The sequence below is a fragment of the Cryomorphaceae bacterium genome, from assembly GCA_007695365.1.
In the GTDB taxonomy this organism is placed as follows: Bacteria; Bacteroidota; Bacteroidia; order Flavobacteriales_D; family SKUL01; genus SKUL01.
Window position 1 is genome coordinate 1 of sequence record REDV01000075.1, and the last position, 16,733, is coordinate 16,733.

The 16,733-nt window shown below is 49.1% G+C and carries 16 protein-coding genes and 2 rRNA genes; 3 read left to right on the forward strand and 15 right to left on the reverse strand.

Going from position 1 to position 16,733, the window contains the following annotated elements:
* The 3 genes from EA392_05985 to EA392_05995 all read left to right on the forward strand — a co-directional run.
* A 23S ribosomal RNA gene (locus EA392_05985) occupies window positions 1-73 on the forward strand; the annotation flags it as partial.
* Between the two features lie 76 nt (window positions 74-149).
* Window positions 150-261, forward strand: a 5S ribosomal RNA gene (rrf, locus tag EA392_05990).
* Window positions 262-638: 377 nt separating this feature from the next.
* On the forward strand, window positions 639-827 hold the full coding sequence (locus EA392_05995; protein ID TVR39563.1) for a hypothetical protein: 189 nt from the start codon (window positions 639-641) through the stop codon (window positions 825-827).
* A gap of 397 nt (window positions 828-1,224) precedes the next feature.
* On the opposite strand, the gene secA is transcribed toward EA392_05995, so the two are convergent.
* From secA to EA392_06070, 15 genes are all read right to left on the reverse strand, one after another.
* Window positions 1,225-4,569, reverse strand: a complete 3,345-nt coding sequence (gene secA, locus EA392_06000; GenBank protein TVR39564.1) for a preprotein translocase subunit SecA — start codon at window positions 4,567-4,569, stop codon at window positions 1,225-1,227.
* 169 nt (window positions 4,570-4,738) lie between these two features.
* On the reverse strand, window positions 4,739-4,960 hold the full coding sequence (locus EA392_06005; GenBank protein TVR39565.1) for a DUF2795 domain-containing protein: 222 nt from the start codon (window positions 4,958-4,960) through the stop codon (window positions 4,739-4,741).
* Window positions 4,961-5,083: 123 nt separating this feature from the next.
* Window positions 5,084-5,632 (reverse strand): cob(I)yrinic acid a,c-diamide adenosyltransferase, encoded by a 549-nt coding sequence (locus EA392_06010; GenBank protein ID TVR39566.1) that lies wholly within the window; start codon window positions 5,630-5,632, stop codon window positions 5,084-5,086.
* Window positions 5,629-6,345 carry an ABC transporter ATP-binding protein gene (locus tag EA392_06015; protein TVR39567.1) on the reverse strand — a complete coding sequence of 239 codons (717 nt, stop codon included), beginning with the start codon at window positions 6,343-6,345 and terminating at the stop codon, window positions 5,629-5,631. Before EA392_06015 ends, EA392_06010 begins: the two co-directional genes overlap by 4 nt.
* The gene (locus tag EA392_06020) at window positions 6,342-7,118 is read right to left on the reverse strand and encodes a class I SAM-dependent methyltransferase (protein ID TVR39568.1); all 777 of its coding nucleotides are present in this window, start codon (window positions 7,116-7,118) and stop codon (window positions 6,342-6,344) included. Before EA392_06020 ends, EA392_06015 begins: the two co-directional genes overlap by 4 nt.
* 42 nt (window positions 7,119-7,160) lie before the next feature.
* Window positions 7,161-7,556 carry a hypothetical protein gene (locus EA392_06025; protein TVR39569.1) on the reverse strand — a complete coding sequence of 132 codons (396 nt, stop codon included), beginning with the start codon at window positions 7,554-7,556 and terminating at the stop codon, window positions 7,161-7,163.
* Window positions 7,557-7,668: 112 nt separating this feature from the next.
* Window positions 7,669-8,313, reverse strand: coding sequence for a hypothetical protein (locus EA392_06030; GenBank protein TVR39570.1), 645 nt, complete (start codon window positions 8,311-8,313; stop codon window positions 7,669-7,671).
* 76 nt (window positions 8,314-8,389) lie between these two features.
* Window positions 8,390-9,742: an oxygen-independent coproporphyrinogen III oxidase gene (gene hemN / locus EA392_06035; GenBank protein TVR39571.1), complete on the reverse strand. Its 1,353-nt coding sequence runs from the start codon at window positions 9,740-9,742 to the stop codon at window positions 8,390-8,392.
* A gap of 65 nt (window positions 9,743-9,807) precedes the next feature.
* Window positions 9,808-11,046, reverse strand: a complete 1,239-nt coding sequence (locus EA392_06040) for a bifunctional folylpolyglutamate synthase/dihydrofolate synthase (protein TVR39572.1) — start codon at window positions 11,044-11,046, stop codon at window positions 9,808-9,810.
* Window positions 11,047-11,850, reverse strand: a complete 804-nt coding sequence (locus EA392_06045; protein ID TVR39573.1) for an energy transducer TonB — start codon at window positions 11,848-11,850, stop codon at window positions 11,047-11,049.
* A complete protein-coding gene (locus tag EA392_06050; GenBank protein TVR39574.1) occupies window positions 11,811-12,209 on the reverse strand; it encodes a biopolymer transporter ExbD in 399 nt (132 codons plus the stop codon). Before EA392_06050 ends, EA392_06045 begins: the two co-directional genes overlap by 40 nt.
* A gap of 6 nt (window positions 12,210-12,215) precedes the next feature.
* Window positions 12,216-12,866, reverse strand: coding sequence for a MotA/TolQ/ExbB proton channel family protein (locus EA392_06055; GenBank protein TVR39587.1), 651 nt, complete (start codon window positions 12,864-12,866; stop codon window positions 12,216-12,218).
* Window positions 12,867-12,987: 121 nt separating this feature from the next.
* Window positions 12,988-14,277 (reverse strand): sodium:proton antiporter, encoded by a 1,290-nt coding sequence (locus tag EA392_06060; GenBank protein ID TVR39588.1) that lies wholly within the window; start codon window positions 14,275-14,277, stop codon window positions 12,988-12,990.
* A gap of 7 nt (window positions 14,278-14,284) precedes the next feature.
* Window positions 14,285-15,511: an amino acid dehydrogenase gene (locus EA392_06065; GenBank protein TVR39575.1), complete on the reverse strand. Its 1,227-nt coding sequence runs from the start codon at window positions 15,509-15,511 to the stop codon at window positions 14,285-14,287.
* Window positions 15,512-15,610: 99 nt separating this feature from the next.
* The gene (locus EA392_06070) at window positions 15,611-16,675 is read right to left on the reverse strand and encodes an anhydro-N-acetylmuramic acid kinase (GenBank protein TVR39576.1); all 1,065 of its coding nucleotides are present in this window, start codon (window positions 16,673-16,675) and stop codon (window positions 15,611-15,613) included.
* Window positions 16,676-16,733 lie beyond the last annotated feature (58 nt).

Here is a 16,733-nt window from a genome sequence, read left to right on the forward strand (position 1 = left end):
GATAGGTTGCAGGTGTAAAGGCAGTAATGTCAAAGCCGAGCAATACTAATTACCCGTAGGCTTTGAGAAACGTTGGAATTTCAATTTATCGAGGTTTAGCTTAAACAATTTGTCAATCTTATTGGCACCCGCATTTTAGGGTCACGATTTTTGGTGACTATTGCGGTGGGGTACACCTCTTCCCATTCCGAACAGAGTAGTTAAGCCCACCAGCGCAGATGGTACTGGAGTTACATCCGGGAGAGTATGTCGTCGCCTCTTTTAAAAAACCCCAGTCGAATTTTCGGCTGGGGTTTTTTTATTTGAGCTGGTTGAGGCCCCGCCATGCGGCGGGATCTCTTCGTGTAGCCGATTGTCAGCGACCTGCGGTCTTGTCAATTCGCGCACTCAGATGATCGGTTTATCCGGCTGGGTTTTTTTATTGAATGAATTTGGATAGTCCCGCAATGCTGCGGGATCCCTCCGCCTCAGTGGATAGACTTCGACTGCGTCTTGTCTATGCACTAGCTCAGAAGACCCCGCAATGCTGCGGCATCTCTTCGTGCAAGTGAATCGCCAGCGACCTTCGGTCTTGTCAATTCTCGCACTCAGACGATTGGACTGGTAAAGCGTGGGGATTGTTCGCAATGCATAATTGGATGCTTGATGAAAAGGATTCAATCACAGCAGTATTTGTGGAAGCAAGCATGGAGGGTTTTCTGGCCGTGTCGATCAAAAGGTTATTCAACAGGAACCTCGAAAAAGAGATGCAAAATTGGTTGATTCTTCCCAAACGGAAATGCGAAAGGCAGCAAGTTAACAGGCGTGCAGAAAGCATAAACAGATGAATATTAAGCTAAAGTCATTCGTAACTCATAGGATGGCGAGATAAAAATGCCTCCGTTTGATAACGTTCATATACAGGCATCTGAGATTTGATGAGCGCTTAGTGGAACAACAGGATTCTCAGCCGAATTGCTTGAAGTCCATCCCACAGGATGAAGAATTTCGCCAACCATTTCACTTATGTCAAAGTTTCCGTTGACTACATTTTGACCGCATATCAGTGGGAGGTGAAAGAAATAATGTAGAGCCAGTAATGCGCTATATTGTAGTGTTGGACGTGTTTTCGTTGTGCAACATAATTGATTCCGAGTTCCACTATGGTAGAACGACTATTTGGCGAAATTGACGGGGTTCGTGCCGAGTGTGCTCAAAATCAGACTCGACAGACTTCCAATCTTCCTACGCCGAAACATTCTGTGTTTTGCCGTGGCACTGCTTGTACTTCTTTCCACTTCCACAAGGACATGGGTCATTCCGCCCAATTTTCTGCTCGGTGCGAACGGGCTGAGGTTTGGGGCGCTCTTGTGGCATGCCTGGAGTTTGCTGTTGATTGCCTGTTGCAGATGAAGCTCCACCGGGCCTACTGGTTTGCAATCCGCTCATATCATCGCGCTTGGGGGCTTGCGTGGTTTGAACAGCCTGGTCGGGCTGACCAGTGGCCAATGTACATTTCGACAAGAACGCAACCACCTCGCGATTCAGCCGCTGAACCATGGTTTTGAATAGCTCAAAAGACTCAAATTTGTAGATAAGCAAGGGGTCTTTTTGCTCGTACACGGCGTTTTGTACCGAAGTGCGCAGTTCGTCCATCGCGCGAAGGTGGTTTTTCCACTCCTCGTCAATGATGCCGAGGGTTACATTTCGCTCTACTGCCCGGATAAGCTCTTCGCCCTCGGTTTGAATGGTTTTCTCAATATTGCTGATCACCTGCAAAGCCTTCACACCATCGGTAAAAGGCACCATGATGTTACTGTATTGCGTTTGTGTTTCATGTACATTTCGGATAATCGGCATAGCCTTTTGCCCGAGCCACTTCGATTTTTCAATGTAATGCTCCCGTACTTTCTTGAAAAGCTCCATGGTGAGTTCCGCAGGTTGACCTGAAAGCAATGTTTCTTCGTCGAATGGCGACTCCATTCCGAACTGGCGCAGCATTTCAAGCTTAAAGCCTTCGAAATCTTTCGCGCTTTGATGGAAGTTAACTACTTCATCCACTACTTCAAAGAACATATTTTCAATATCGTAGCTCAATCGGTCTCCGTGCAATGCGTGTCGGCGACGTTTGTAAATCACCGTACGCTGGGCATTCATCACATCATCGTATTCGAGCAGTCGCTTACGAATACCAAAGTTGTTTTCTTCCACCTTGCGCTGGGCGCGCTCAATAGAGCGGGTAATCATGCGGTGCTGAATCACTTCGCCCTCTTTGAGGCCGAGGCGGTCCATCATTTTGGCAATGCGGTCGGAACCGAAAAGACGCATCAGGTTATCTTCCAGCGAAAGGTAAAACTGCGATGAACCGGGGTCTCCCTGGCGACCTGAACGTCCGCGCAACTGTCGGTCAACCCGACGTGATTCGTGCTTTTCGGTACCCACAATGGCAAGCCCGCCGGCTTCCTTCACACCTTGCCCAAGCTTGATATCCGTACCACGACCCGCCATGTTGGTGGCGATGGTAACCACACCTGCCTGACCTGCACGGGCCACGATATCGGCCTCTTGTTGGTGTTTCTTAGCATTCAGCACCGAATGTTCAATGCCGCGGAGTTTCAACATGCGGCTCAGCAACTCCGATACATCAACCGAGGTGGTACCCACCAGAACCGGTCTTCCGGCTTTGCTCAGAGCAACAATCTCCTCAATAGCAGCATTGTATTTTTCTCGTGCGGTTTTATATACCTTATCTTCCATATCCGCGCGCTGCACGGGTCGGTTGGTAGGGATAATCACCACATCCAGTTTGTAGATGTCCCAGAATTCACCTGCTTCCGTTTCGGCTGTACCGGTCATACCGGCCAGCTTGTGGTACATCCTGAAGTAGTTCTGCAGGGTAATGGTGGCGTAGGTTTGTGTGGCGGCCTCAACCTTCACATTTTCCTTTGATTCAATGGCCTGGTGCAGGCCGTCGGAGTAGCGGCGGCCTTCCATGATACGACCGGTTTGCTCGTCCACAATCATCACCTTGTTGTTCATCACTACGTATTCCACGTCCTTCTCAAAGAGGGTATAGGCCTTGAGAAGCTGGTTGATGGTGTGAATGCGCTCTGATTTTACCGAGAAATCCTGCAGTAGCTTGTCTTTGAGCTTGATGCGCTCATCAGCATCGGTGGTTTCGTTTTCGATGCGGGCAATTTCAGAACCAATATCGGGCATTAAAAAGAAGTCGCTGTCTTCAATATTGGTCGAGATAAGGTCCACCCCTTTTTCTGTGAGATCAATGGTGTTGTTTTTCTCGTCGATGGTGAAATAGAGAATCTCATCGGCCTTGTGCATTTCCTTGCTTTGGTCCTGCATGTAGAAGGCTTCGGTTTTAAGCATGCGCTGCTTGATACCGGGTTCACTGAGAAATTTAATAATTGCCTTGTTTTTGGGCAAACCACGATAACTGCGGAAAAGCGCCAAATCGGCAGCGGTTCTTTCCTCTTTGGTGGCGTTCTCGTTGGTGAGGGTTTTTTTGGCTTCGGTAAGGAGTTGGGTAATGAGTTTTCGTTGCTCCTGAACCAGTTTCTCAACCTTGGGTTTGAGTTGGTCAAACTCGTGAATATCACCACGCGGCGTAGGGCCTGAAATAATAAGCGGCGTACGGGCATCGTCAATCAATACCGAATCCACCTCATCCACAATGGCGTAGTGGTGTTTGCGCTGTACAAGTCCTTCGGTTGTAGATGACATGTTGTCTCTGAGGTAGTCGAAACCAAATTCGTTGTTGGTTCCAAACACGATGTCGCAGCGGTAGGCATTCCGGCGATCATCAGAATTGGGTTGATGCTTATCAATGCAATCTACAGACAATCCGTGAAATTCATAGATGGGCCCCATCCATTCAGAGTCACGACGAGCGAGGTAATCGTTTACGGTAACCAGGTGCACGCCTTTCCCGGCCAAAGCGTTCAGAAACACAGGGAGGGTAGCCACGAGGGTTTTTCCTTCACCGGTTTGCATTTCCGCAATTTTACCCTTGTGAAGCGCCACTCCACCAATCAACTGCACTTCGTAGTGAACCATATCCCAGCGGATGGGTGATCCGGCTGCCATCCAGGTAGATTTCCATGTGGCTTTTTCTCCCTCAATCAGAATATGATCCTTGTGGGCGGCAAGATTGCGGTCAAACTCAGTGGCGCTCACCTCCAAAGCTTCATTCTCTTTGAAACGTCGGGCGGTTTCGCGAACCAACGCAAAGGCCTCTGGCAAAATTTCCAGAAGTACACGCTCTATTTCTTCGTCAATCTTTTTCTCAATGCGATCAATTTCATCGTAAATAGCCTCCTTTTCTTGCGGAATCATTAATGGGTTTTGCTCAATTTTATCTTTGAGCGCTGCTATTTCTGCTTCCTCGTCGGAGATTTCATGCGCAATTTTCTTCTTCATTTCGGCCGAGCGCGCGCGCAATTCGTCGTTGCTCAGACTCTGAAGCTTATCGTACTCAGTCAGCGTGGCGTGAACAAGTGGGGAAATCTCTTTAAGATCGCGGGTTGATTTGTCGCCAAAAACGGCCTTAACTATCTTGGTAATTGAGTCAATCATGTAGAGTTACTTTGGGTTTCCGGGGGTTCGGAAAGGGAGTGCAAAAATAGCCCAAATACTTCATTCGGTTGAAGGCAGGGGGCAGTAACTGTGCCATTGGTTTTGGCCTGACATTATGGCAAAGAAAAAGGCCGGCATAACCGGCCTGTTCATTCACGTAATGAATGTGTTAGTATTCGTCTTCGTTAAAGAAGAAATCTTCTTTGGTGGGGTAGTCGGGCCAAATATCCTCTATGGACTCGTAAATCTCTCCGTCCTCTTCAATGGCTTGAAGGTTCTCTACCACTTCCAGCGGTGCACCCGTTCTCATAGCGTAGTCAATCAACTCATCTTTGGTGGCGGGCCAGGGAGCATCTTCAAGGTAAGAGGCCAATTCTAACGTCCAGTACATATTGCCAGTTTTTAGTGTGGTTTACAAAACGCAAAAATAGATTTTTTAGTACCAATTGCAAGGTTGCTGAAAAAAAGGATTAAAACGCACATATACAGTGTTCTGTGTGGTTATTTTTGCTCGTTACATTTTGGGAACCCATGGCGTTTCTGCCGCGTTTTTCAACTTGGTTGCCCATCTTGACAGCACAAACAAATAATCCGACAATCGGTTCAGATAGGGTATAATCAAAGCGGGAATGGCTTCGGCTTTGGCCAGACTCACCACTCTGCGTTCTGCCCGCCTGCAAATGCAGCGCGCAACATGGCAGTGCGATACTAAAGGGTGGCCTCCCGGAAGAACAAAGCTGCGCATTTCGGGAAGTTCTTCGTTCATGCGGTCAATTTCCTGCTCAAGTGAGGTGATGTCAGAGTCGAAGAGCTCCGGCACCTGCAGATTGGTTTTCGATGGGTCGGATGCCAGATGGGAACCAATGGTAAACAGCCTGTCCTGAATGGTTATAAGCATTTGAATGGAGCGGTCGTCGATGCCGCTGTCGCGCACCAGTCCTATGTAGGAGTTGAGCTCGTCTACTGTTCCGTATGCTTCAATGCGAAGCTCGTCTTTGTGGAGACGTGCGCCTCCAAACAGACCGGTTTCTCCCTGATCACCGGTTTTCGTGTAAATCTTCATGTAGTTGCGGGTTTTTGGGTTTCAACGGAAGCCATTTCGTCCGATTCTACCACACCATCGCGAAGACGAACAATTCGTTTGGCGTGTTGCGCGATATCTTCTTCGTGGGTGACGAGCACAATGGTATTTCCGTTTTGGTGAATTTCGTCAATCAACGCCATAATCTCGTAAGATGTTTTGGTGTCGAGGTTTCCGGTAGGCTCGTCGGCCAGAATAATAGAGGGGCGATTCACCAGTGCACGGGCCACAGCCACGCGTTGCCGCTGTCCGCCCGAGAGTTCATTGGGTTTATGATCCATTCGGTCACCAAGACCAACCTGCTCCAACACCTCTGTAGCACGCAAGGTGCGCTCTTTTTTGCCCATCCCTGCGTAAACCAGGGGTAAAGCCACATTCTCCAGGGCGCTGTAGCGCGGTAGTAGGTTAAAAGTTTGAAAAACAAAACCAATCTCCTTGTTTCTGATCACGGCCAGTTCGTCGTCTTCCATTCTACTTACATCTTTCTGATTGAGAATGTAGCTGCCGCCGGTGGGCGAGTCGAGGCATCCGATGATATTCATCAGGGTTGATTTCCCCGAGCCTGAAGGCCCCATCAGGGCAACAAATTCATTTTTGTGCACATTGAGGTCTACTCCGTTAAGGGCACGCACAATCTGGTTACCTACTTTGTAGAACTTGGTAATCTCGTGCAACTGCATGATTGGGCTGCTCATAGCTTTATTTTGAAGTGTTCAGGAGCCTGATCGGGACGAAGGTAAACCAGGCCAAAGTAAAACAGGTCAATGGTGATTTGATTTTGACGCGACACGATTTCTTTCCACGCTTTTTTCATTCCCTCAGACCAGTATATGTCATCAAAAACCATCAAAGCGTTTGGGGGCATGTGGCTTTTAAGGAGTTCATAGTAGCGAATGGTGGCGTCATAACGGTGATTCCCATCAACAAAAGCGAAGTTGCACCCGGAATGTTCGCGCAAAAAGTCGGGTAGCAGCTCGTCAAAATGTCCGCAGAGCAAGTGGATGTTTTGCGATTCCGTTTCCTTGAGGTTCTGACATGCAAGGCTGTGGATGTTCGGGCAGCCCTCCATGCTGAAAACAGGCCTTTGGGTGGCTGCCAGGTATGCCGTGGTAATTCCAAGTGAGGTTCCCAGTTCCAAAATGCTCCCGGGAGCCTGGTGCATGGCGAGCCGATACAACAGCCTGCATCGCTGCGCAGGTTGAAGGCTGGTTTTCGCAATCTCGCGAATCTGCCTTTCCGGGGTGCTTGTTTTTCTGCTTCCGGCACCAAAATCAGTGATTTGAATGGATTCTGAACGCGAAAGCATATGGGCGCGAATCCCCTCAGCCGTATTGAAAATTTCAGCTTGCTGATCGGGCAATACACGCGTGGCAAGCTTGTACACAAAAGGCGAGTGAATGCCGTGCCCCGCTTTGGACCGCGCCGTAATATGGTGATTCAGATAATGCCGTAGTTGCAGAAAGGACAAGCCAAAAGGTTTTGCCTCAAAGTTACGACAACACGCCGCCACTTACTGCACTTCATACACCTGATTGTCGAAAACAGGGTTGGTTGGCTCTTTGATGATGATGAACGGATACTTCGAAGCCAGGTGACAGCTGTTACAGGCCTGAACAAAGATGTTGTAAGAGGTTTTGAAATCCTCGTTGCTCTCAATGGCTTTTTCAAACACTTCAAGCTGATCGAGTCCGAAGAGCTTGATATTGGTGCTGATATCCACGCCGTCGTGGGTTACCTCACCATCGCGTATCTCCTCCATGATTTCTTCCATTTCATGGATGTAGAAGTCGCGCAGGGGTTCATTGTTGTGTATGCCAGCAAAATACAGCTTGTTCATATACAGCTGCATACGACCCATAAGTACGGCCAATTCTATTTCGGGTGATGGTGCGCTCACTTGCTGCACTCCCGGAGGCGACTGGGGTTGCTCGGTGCATGCGAAGGGGAGCCAAAGCAGGGAAGCCAAAGCCCCTATTACATAAGTTTTCTTCATTTTTCGCTTTTTCGGATGATGCGTGCTATTTGAGCATGGGCATCAGTAGTTTCTCTTCCACAAAGGTGTGAATTTTCAAATCATTGGAGAGATTCTGTAAGCGGAGAACGAGTATGTGGCACGGATCAAATGACTTAGATGTAGTTTGTTCGCTCAGCATTTCAATAATCTGATCGAGCGCAGCTGTTTCATCGTGGTGCGCATGAAAGCAGTCCTGACCCGCTTTTAATCCCTTATTGAAGGCTTGAAAATCATGTTCTTCTTCGCGAATATGTTCAATAAGGGCTCTTTCAAATACCTCGTATAGAGTGTGGCAGAGATGCAGTGAAAAATGCTCAGGACGGTCAGCAAGCACTCGAGAGAACGATAAACTGATTTGCGGCAGAGCGTGATTCAGGTAGTAATTGTGGTTGCGCTGTAGCTCTGCAATTACGGCTTGTTTGGTGAGCACCCGGGTGGCAGGACGGCCTGTATCGTTGTTTCCGAGTTCTACAAGGGTGTGAAGTAGCTCTGTGTCGGGTGTGTGATTTCCGCAATAGTCCATTACACATTGGCTCCAGTTGCTCTCCTGCTGGTTGAGGATGTTGAGAATTTCTTTTCTGCGTGTGCTCATACCGTTGGCGGCTTGAACAGGCTCTGTTTTTCGGTTTGCTTTCTTTCGTTCGTTCATAGCTCAAATTTCTTTGATTCGTTTCGTACTTCCACTACCACATTTATGGTATTCAATTGGTTTTTATTCACATCACTTATACTGTTTGGCTAAACATGGGGGTTTCTGCCCGTTTTTCAGCCAGTAAGGGGTCAAGGGCCATACATACATTGCGCACAAAGGGCTTTCCGGCCTCAGTTATCCACAATTTGTCAGGAGTCAGTACAACCAGTTCATCCTTCAACAGAGAATCCAGGCGCCGTTCCAAATCGTTCCAACCGGCCAGTGAGGCTTCCTTCTCCGTCCAGGTGGTTTCGAAACGTGTCATCAGGCTGAGGATTTGCTTGCGGATGATCATGTCTCTTTCGGACAACAAGTGCCCGGCAGTGATGGACATCTTGCCGGCAAAAGCTGCCTCCATATATACCTCAATGGTTTTTTCATTCTGCACAAAGGCATCCCATGAATCGCTGATAGAGCTTGCTCCAAGTCCGATGAGCAATTGGGTTTGACCAGTGGTATAACCCATAAAGTTCCGGTGAAGTCTGCCTTCATCCGATGCAATGCAAAGCTCATCGTCGGGTAAGGCAAAGTGATCCATTCCAATTTCGCGGTATCCGTTTTCCTCAAACATCTTTTTACCGAGGTCGTACAGGGCGCGTTTCTCTTCGTTATTGGGCAGGTCTGCTTCGGTAAACATTCGCTGCACTTTTGATTTCCACGGCACATGCGCATAACTGTAAAAGGCAATGCGTTCAGGCCGGAGCTTGTTAACCAGCTGAACAGTGTTCTCAACACTGCTCAGCTTTTGAAGCGGAAGCCCGTAAATCAGATCGAAATTGATAGACTCATAGCCGCAATCCCTCGCTTCTTCCACCGCTTTTTGCACTTGCTCAAAGGGTTGTATGCGGTTCACTATCTGTTGCACATTCGGGTCAAAATCCTGAATGCCCAGACTCAAGCGACGGAATCCGTGTTTGTAAAGTACTTCGAGATGTGCGCGTGTAGTATTGTTGGGATGGGCCTCAAAGCTCATAGCGTATTGCGGGTGCAGAGATGCTTCCCTGAGCAAGGCTTTCATCAAAAAGTCGAGGTTTTCCGGCGAAAAGAAGGTAGGAGTGCCGCCCCCGAGATGAATCTCGCGGATAAGGGGTTTTTCGCCCCAGTGGTCGAGATAGATCTGCCACTCAGCCAGCAAGGCATCAATGTAGGGCCGCTCTACAGCGTGGTTGCGCGTTATGCGTTTATTGCAACCGCAGTATGTGCAAAGGCTTTCGCAATAGGGAAGGTGCAGGTACAGACTGATACCCTCGGTTTTGTTAGAGGCATCAAAAGCCAATGCTGCGCAACGCATCCAGGTGTGCTGATCCGGAAGATTACTCCAAAACGGAACGGGTGGATAGCTGGTGTAGCGCGGGCCGGCTACATTGTATTTTCTAAAGAGATCCAAGAGCGCTGTTTTGCGGTGATGTGTACAAAACTACAGCGATTGAGCACTCTGAAAAATGATGCTTGTCAGCTTTGGCTGGCCGGAATCACTTCTGCTACGGTAAAGAAACTTCCTCCTACAAAAATGAGGTCTTCAGTGGGGTGGGCGAGGGCTTTGGCTGCTTGCAATGCGCTCTGAACAGACGGATAAACTTCACCGTGCAGCCCAAAGACAGCCGCCTCCAAGGCCAGTTCTTCGGCTTTTTTGGCCCGTGGAATCTGTGCTGCACAGAAAAAGTACGTGGCCTCCTTGGGGAAGAGGGGAAGCGATTTAGCAAGGTCTTTGTCGTTTACCACGCCCAACACAATCAGAAGCTTGCGATACTTTTCTTTGCTGATTTCTGCGGTTACGAGGCCTAGACCGTCTTCGTTGTGGGCAACGTCGCAAACCACGCGTGGTGTTCGGCTCAGCCATTCCCATCTTCCGCGAATGCCGGTGTTGGTTACTACATGTCCCAAGCCTTTTATCAGGGCATCCTGCGTAATGTTTGTAAATGTTTCTGAAAGCAGAGTGAGTGCTGCGAATGCCGTACGCAGGTTCTCTTGTTGCCAGCCACCTTTCAAATCGGTTTGAATGTTTTCAGGGAGAAACATTGGAGCAAGGGTCAGCGGGCTGTTTTGTTCCTTTGATTTGCTTCGAATGACCTCGAGCGCTACAGGACGCATGTTGCCGGCTACAATGGGCACTTCGGGTTTGATAATTCCGGCTTTCTCAGCGGCAATGCTCTGGATAGTGTTTCCTAGAAACTGACTGTGATCCATACCAATATTGGTAATGACTGAAACCAGTGGCGTAATGACGTTGGTGGAATCCAGCCTGCCGCCCATTCCCGTTTCGAGCACAGCAAAATCAACGCTTTCATCCTTAAACACCTGGAAAGCAAGTGCAGCTGTCATCTCAAAAAAGGAGGGTTGGATGGCTTCAAAGTGTGCGCTGTTTTCTGTCACAAAGTTCACCACGGTTTCCTCGCTGATAGGTGCGCCGTTGATTCGGATGCGCTCCCTGAAATCACGCAGGTGGGGTGAGGTAAAGAGGCCTGTTTTGTACCCAGCTTCCTGCAGTACTGATGCAATCATGTGACTTACGGAGCCTTTTCCATTGGTTCCGGCTATATGGATGTAGCGAACCGATGATTTTTCAGGATTGCCGAGGGCATGTAGCAGATGTATGGTGGTACTGAGGTCGGCCTTATATGCTGCTGCCCCTATTCGCTGGTACATAGGCAACTGGCTGAACAGGTAGTTCAGGGTTTCAGCGTAGGTCATCTACTTCAGTTCGAAAATAAAGCGAATCTTACCTCGTTGCTCTACCGCTGCCTGGCTGTTGGGGCTGAATTTGTATTTGAGTGCTGCATTTACAGCCTTGTTCGTGAGGTAATTGCTCGTAGTGGTGCTTTCGGAGTTCCATCGCGCAGTTAGGACATTTCCTTGCCTGTCAACAGTAATATCCAGCACAATGGTTCCATCTTCCTTCGTGTCTTTGATGGCAAATCCGCTTACCAGCCCTCGCCCGGCCAGCTCCCAGTCGCCCTGTCCACCGCCTAGAACACCTTTACCGGGGCCGCCATCGGGGCTGCCTTGGTTTCCGGGGCCTTCTGTACTGCCCGAACTACCACCTCCGGCCGGAGTATTCCAGATGTTTTCAAGGGCTTGGCTCAGGTCTTCGCTGATGGTGGGCTCAGGGTCGGGTACGGGCTGTGGTGCGGGTTGTGTTTCGGTGGGTGCGCTGACGGGGCTTTCCTCCTGGGTGACGGTTTCTTCTACTGTTTCGGTAACAGGAGTAGGTGCAGGGGTGGTGGTGGGTTGTGGCGTAGGAGCCTGCACCGGAGCTTGAACCTTGGTTTCGGAGTCACCGCTTCCCGTATCAGTCCATCCGAATTCAATGGTGGTACCGCGGTCTTCAGGGATCGGTACCGGGGTTTCGAGTCCAAAAAACAAAAACAACAGCAACACGAGGATGTGGAACAGGATGGTTCCTATTACCCCGGTGCGTTTGTCTCTGTCCTGAATCAGTTCCACTTGGTGCAAGTTTATCTTTCGGCGGGTCGTGTTTTCAACACAATCTTCCATTTGTTTCGCTTGGCGATGTCAAGCACCCTGACCATGGTTCCGGTGGGTACTGATTGATCAACGCTCAGAAGAATACTTTCGTCTGATTTTGTTGCCAAAACCTGTGCCAGTTCTGCTTCGAGGTTGTCGGGGCTCACCACGCGGTTGTCAATAGAATGAACCAAATCGGCTCCAATGCGAAGCGATGTGGTTTGCTTATCCTTGGTGCGGTTGCTGCTTTCGGGCAAATCTACAGGTAGGGCGTAGGGGCTCACCAGGGTTGACACGATGATGAAAAAGATAAGCAGCAGAAACACAAGGTCTGTCATAGACGACATGCTGAAGGCTGCATTCACTTTATTTCTGGATCGCAGATTCATAACTGCTTATTTTCCGGGTTCGTCAAGCAGATCGAGGAACTCAATCGTCTTGGCTTCCATGTTGTGAACCACCTTATCTACACGGCTAACAAGTGTGTTGTAGGCGATGTATGCGAGGATACCGATTACGAGTCCGGCAACAGTTGTGACCATGGCCTGCATGATACCTCCGGACAGCTCACTGATTTCAACCCCGGTATCACTGATTTTCATCGCGTGGAAGGTTACAATCATTCCAATTACCGTTCCGAGGAATCCAATCATCGGCGCAGCTCCGGCTACAGTAGCGAGTGTTGAAAGACCTTTTTCAAGCTTGTACACTTCCAGCTTTCCTACGTTTTCAATGGAGCCTGCAATGTCGTTCAGAGGCTTACCGATGCGCATCACACCTTTCTCCAGCATTCGCGCAACAGGGGTGTCGTTGGAGGCGCACAGGGTTTGGGCCGATTCAATTTTGCCGTCGTGGATAAAGTCTTTGATTTTGTTCATAAAGTCCTTATCCACTCTAGAGGCCCTGTTGATGGCGAGTAGCCTCTCGATGAAGATGTACACCGCAATGACTGATAGCACAGCAAGAGGTATCATAATGTACCATCCGCCATCTAAAATCATTTGCCAGATGGAAAGCGTTTCAATGGTTGGAGTAACCTCATCCATTGCAGCTGCATCATCTGCCACTGCGCTACCTGTTTCAGTTAGTTGGTAAAAAAGTAAGAGCGACATACGAGTTGGGTTTCAGGTTTGTGTAACGCGTTTTTATGGGTTGAAATTACATGTTTCAGGAAAACATCAGGTAATAGGTTCCTGCTCCGGCCAGGTAACCACTAATGGCCAATAATGAGAATTTTTTCATGTACCACACAAAGTCAATCTTCTCAAGGCCCATCACCGCCACTCCGGCGGCCGATCCGATAATCAAAGCACTACCTCCTGTACCTGCGCAGTATGCCAGGAACTGCCAGAATCTTCCGCTCGCTTCAAAATCAGTATCGGGAATCATTGGGTACATACCTTGGGCAGCAGCCACGAGCGGTACGTTATCTACAATGGCCGAAAGCAGTCCGATGGTCATGTTGATGGCGTATAGGTTGCCTATTTTCTCGTCGAGAAACTTGGCGGCTGCTCCAAGGTGTCCAACTTCTTGTAAGGCAGAAACGGCCAAAAGAATTCCCAGAAAGAAGAGCACAGATGCAGTGTCAATTTTTTGAAGAACATGCAGCACTGAGAGTTTCGATTTTTGCTCGCGGTTTTTGTTGCGGTGAATGATTTCAGTGGTAGCCCAAAGAACCCCCAAACTCAGCATCATTCCCATGAAAGGAGGAAGATGGGTAATGGTCTTGAAGAATGGTACAAACAGCAAACCTGCCAATCCCAACCCGAAAATAAAGCTGCGCTCAAAATTGGTGGTGGGGTTGGTGTAATGATCAATACCTTCCGCTTTTCGAGGTCTGGCTACGTTTCCACGCAGCATAAACGACATGATGGTTAGGGGCACAATCATGGCTACAAGACTGGGGATGATGAGGTGCGAAACAATGATTCCCACATCGGGTAACTGACCTTTAATCCACAGCATGGTAGTGGTTACATCACCAATCGGCGACCATGCTCCACCTGCGTTGGCTGATATAATGATGATTCCGGCAAATACCCACCTTGATTGTTTGTTGGCGATCAGTTTCCTGAGCAGCGAAACCATCACGATAGAGGTAGTCAGGTTGTCGAGCGCGGCCGAGAAAAAGAAAGTGAGGGTACATAAAATCCACATCAACTTCACCTTATTGGTTGTTTTGATGCGGTTGGTTATGACGGCAAATCCTTCGTGGGCATCCACCAGCTCCACAATGGTCATCGCCCCCATCAGGAAGAAAAGAATGTTGGCAATGTCGTAGAGGTGGTGCATCAAACCTTGCTCAACTTCCAACGGCTCAACATGGGTAAAAACAAAAAGCGCCCAACAAACCATACCGGTGATGAGCGAAGTTGCGGCTTTGTCAATTTTTAAAGGGTGTTCAAGTGCTATGGCTATGTAGCCCAACACAAACACCACAATCATTGCTATTTCCATTCCAGGTTTATATAAGTTGCTCAAGCGCTATTTCGAAAGCGGTACTCGCAATGCCGGTTGTTTGTGGGTTGCGGGCTTTTACTTTTTCAAGCGCCTGATAGATGGTTTCAGAGGTATCTTCAAAGACGGCTGCGTCTGTGAGTTCAATGTTGTTTTTCATGCAGTAAGCAAACACACGTGCCATGCCGCAATTGGCAATAAAGTCGGGGATGAGGCTCACGTGTTGATCTACATACTCGGCAATAGGACCATAGAAAATTTCAGGGTCGGCAAATGGCACATTAGCTCCGCACGAAATCACCTCAACACCCGAGCGAATCATGCGGTCGCACTGGTCTTTGGTAACCAACCGCGAGGCTGCGCACGGAAGAAAAACTTCGGCCTGAACATCCCAGATGCGCTCATTTACTTCCTCAAATGTCAACATGTTGACAGCCACCAATTCGTTGCCTTTTTTGTTGAGGTACAGGTTTTTTACAGTCTCTTTACTGAGGCCTTCAGGCTCAATGATTCCTCCCACGCGGTCAATAATTCCAACGATTTTGCATCCGCATTGTGCAAGGTAATAGGCAGCAGCAGAGCCTACATTTCCCCATCCCTGAACCACAACGCGCTTCCCCTGAAGTCCGCCGTGGTAAAGGTTGTAAAAATGAATAACCGATTCGGCCACACCAAAACCGGTGATGAGGTCGGCAACAACGTACTTTTTGCTCGCGTCGGGTGTGTAGGTTACATCTTCAACCACCTTGGAAACGCCAAAGCGCAACTGGCCAATTTTTTTGATTTTTTCACTTTCACGCGGGTTGAAGTGTCCGTTCACAACCCCTTCCTGCGGGTGCCACAATCCGTAGCTCTCAGTGATGGGAATAACGTCGTGAACTTCGTCCACATTGAGATCGCCTCCGGTTCCGTAGTAGCTCTTTAACAGGGGGATAACGGCTTTGTACCACCGCTCCAGTACACCGCGTTTTCTAGGGTCTCGGGGGTCAAAGTTAATACCCGATTTGGCCCCTCCGATGGGTGGACCCGAAACTGTGAACTTAACCTCCATGGTTTTGGCCAGCGACTCCACTTCCCGCTTGTCCAGTCCTTGCCGCATGCGCGTTCCGCCACCGGCTGCACCCCCTCTCAGTGAGTTGATAACCACCCATCCTTCAGCTTCAGTTTCAGCGTCTTTCCACTCAAACACAATCTCGGGTTGTGACTCTTCAAAACGCTTCAGCAGGTCCTTCATGCGGTCTGGAATTTGTGGCAAATATAGTAAGGATAAACTCTGCGCTCAGCCACGGTTAAAATAATACCCACGTAGTTTTCAACCATAGGTGGTTCTCTGTTAGCCAAGGTGAATTTGTCCTGAAATGAGCTCGCGTGATGCTCCGGTGTACGATTGCAGGCAGTTGGATACTCCATTCAACCTGAGAAGTCCTAAATAGGCAAAAACCAACGCTTCTTTGAAATCAACAATGGTGCGCTCCGGCACCTCAATACTGGCCTCGCTGTGAAAACGGATGCGCTTCATGAGGAAGCTGTTGTGGGCGCCCCCACCCGTGACAAGGACATCTGCCTGGCCGGAAGTTCCAATAGCCGTTCCTATCTGCATGGCAATGTGCTCGCAAAGTGTGGCGAGGGTATCTCGAACATCCAGAGCAGCTTGTTCAGCTACGGGCCTGAAACACTCAAGGTACCATTCTCTTCCCAATGAGCGCGGAAAAGGCTCGCGGTAAAACTGAAGCGAATTCAGCACATTTAACAAACCCCTTCTCACGGTGCCCGATGCCGCAATGTGCCCATTTTTATCAAAAGTCTTTTGTATGCGCGACACCCAGTCGTTCAGGGCCATGTTAGCCGGACAAATGTCATAGGCAACCAGTTGCTTTTCGGCGGTGTAGCTGATGTTCGCAAATCCACCGAGGTTCAGACAAGCGCCGTAATGGGGAAACAAATCCCTGTCGCCAATGGGTACCAGCGGAGCACCTTGACCGCCAATGGCCACATTTGCCGAGCGGAAATCATTCGCTACCGCAATTCCCGTAGCCGCAGCCAGCGCTGCTCCCGACCCAAGCTGAAAAGTGAAACCCAAATCGGGCCTATGAAATAGTGTATGCCCATGAAATGCCAAGAGTTCGGGTGCTTCAAGTTCAGCCTCACGGTGAAAGTCTTTGATGCATTGCGCCACGTATTTAGCATAGTCAAAATGCATCTTGGCCAATGTGGTGCCGGTTGCGAGTTCGGCTTCGCGAAGGCTCTGTTGCCATTTAGCCGGGTAGGAGATGGTTTTTGCGTGAACAATCCTGAAGTCGGAAAGGTTTTTAGCAGGAAAGGCACAGTATGCCAAATCCAGTCCGTCGAGCGATGTGCCCGACATAATACCTGTGACGCGTCTTACTGTCTCTGCCATGGAGTGTTTGTTGGTGCGGCAAAATAGAATTTTTAAGGCTACATTTGCAGCCGCCTCG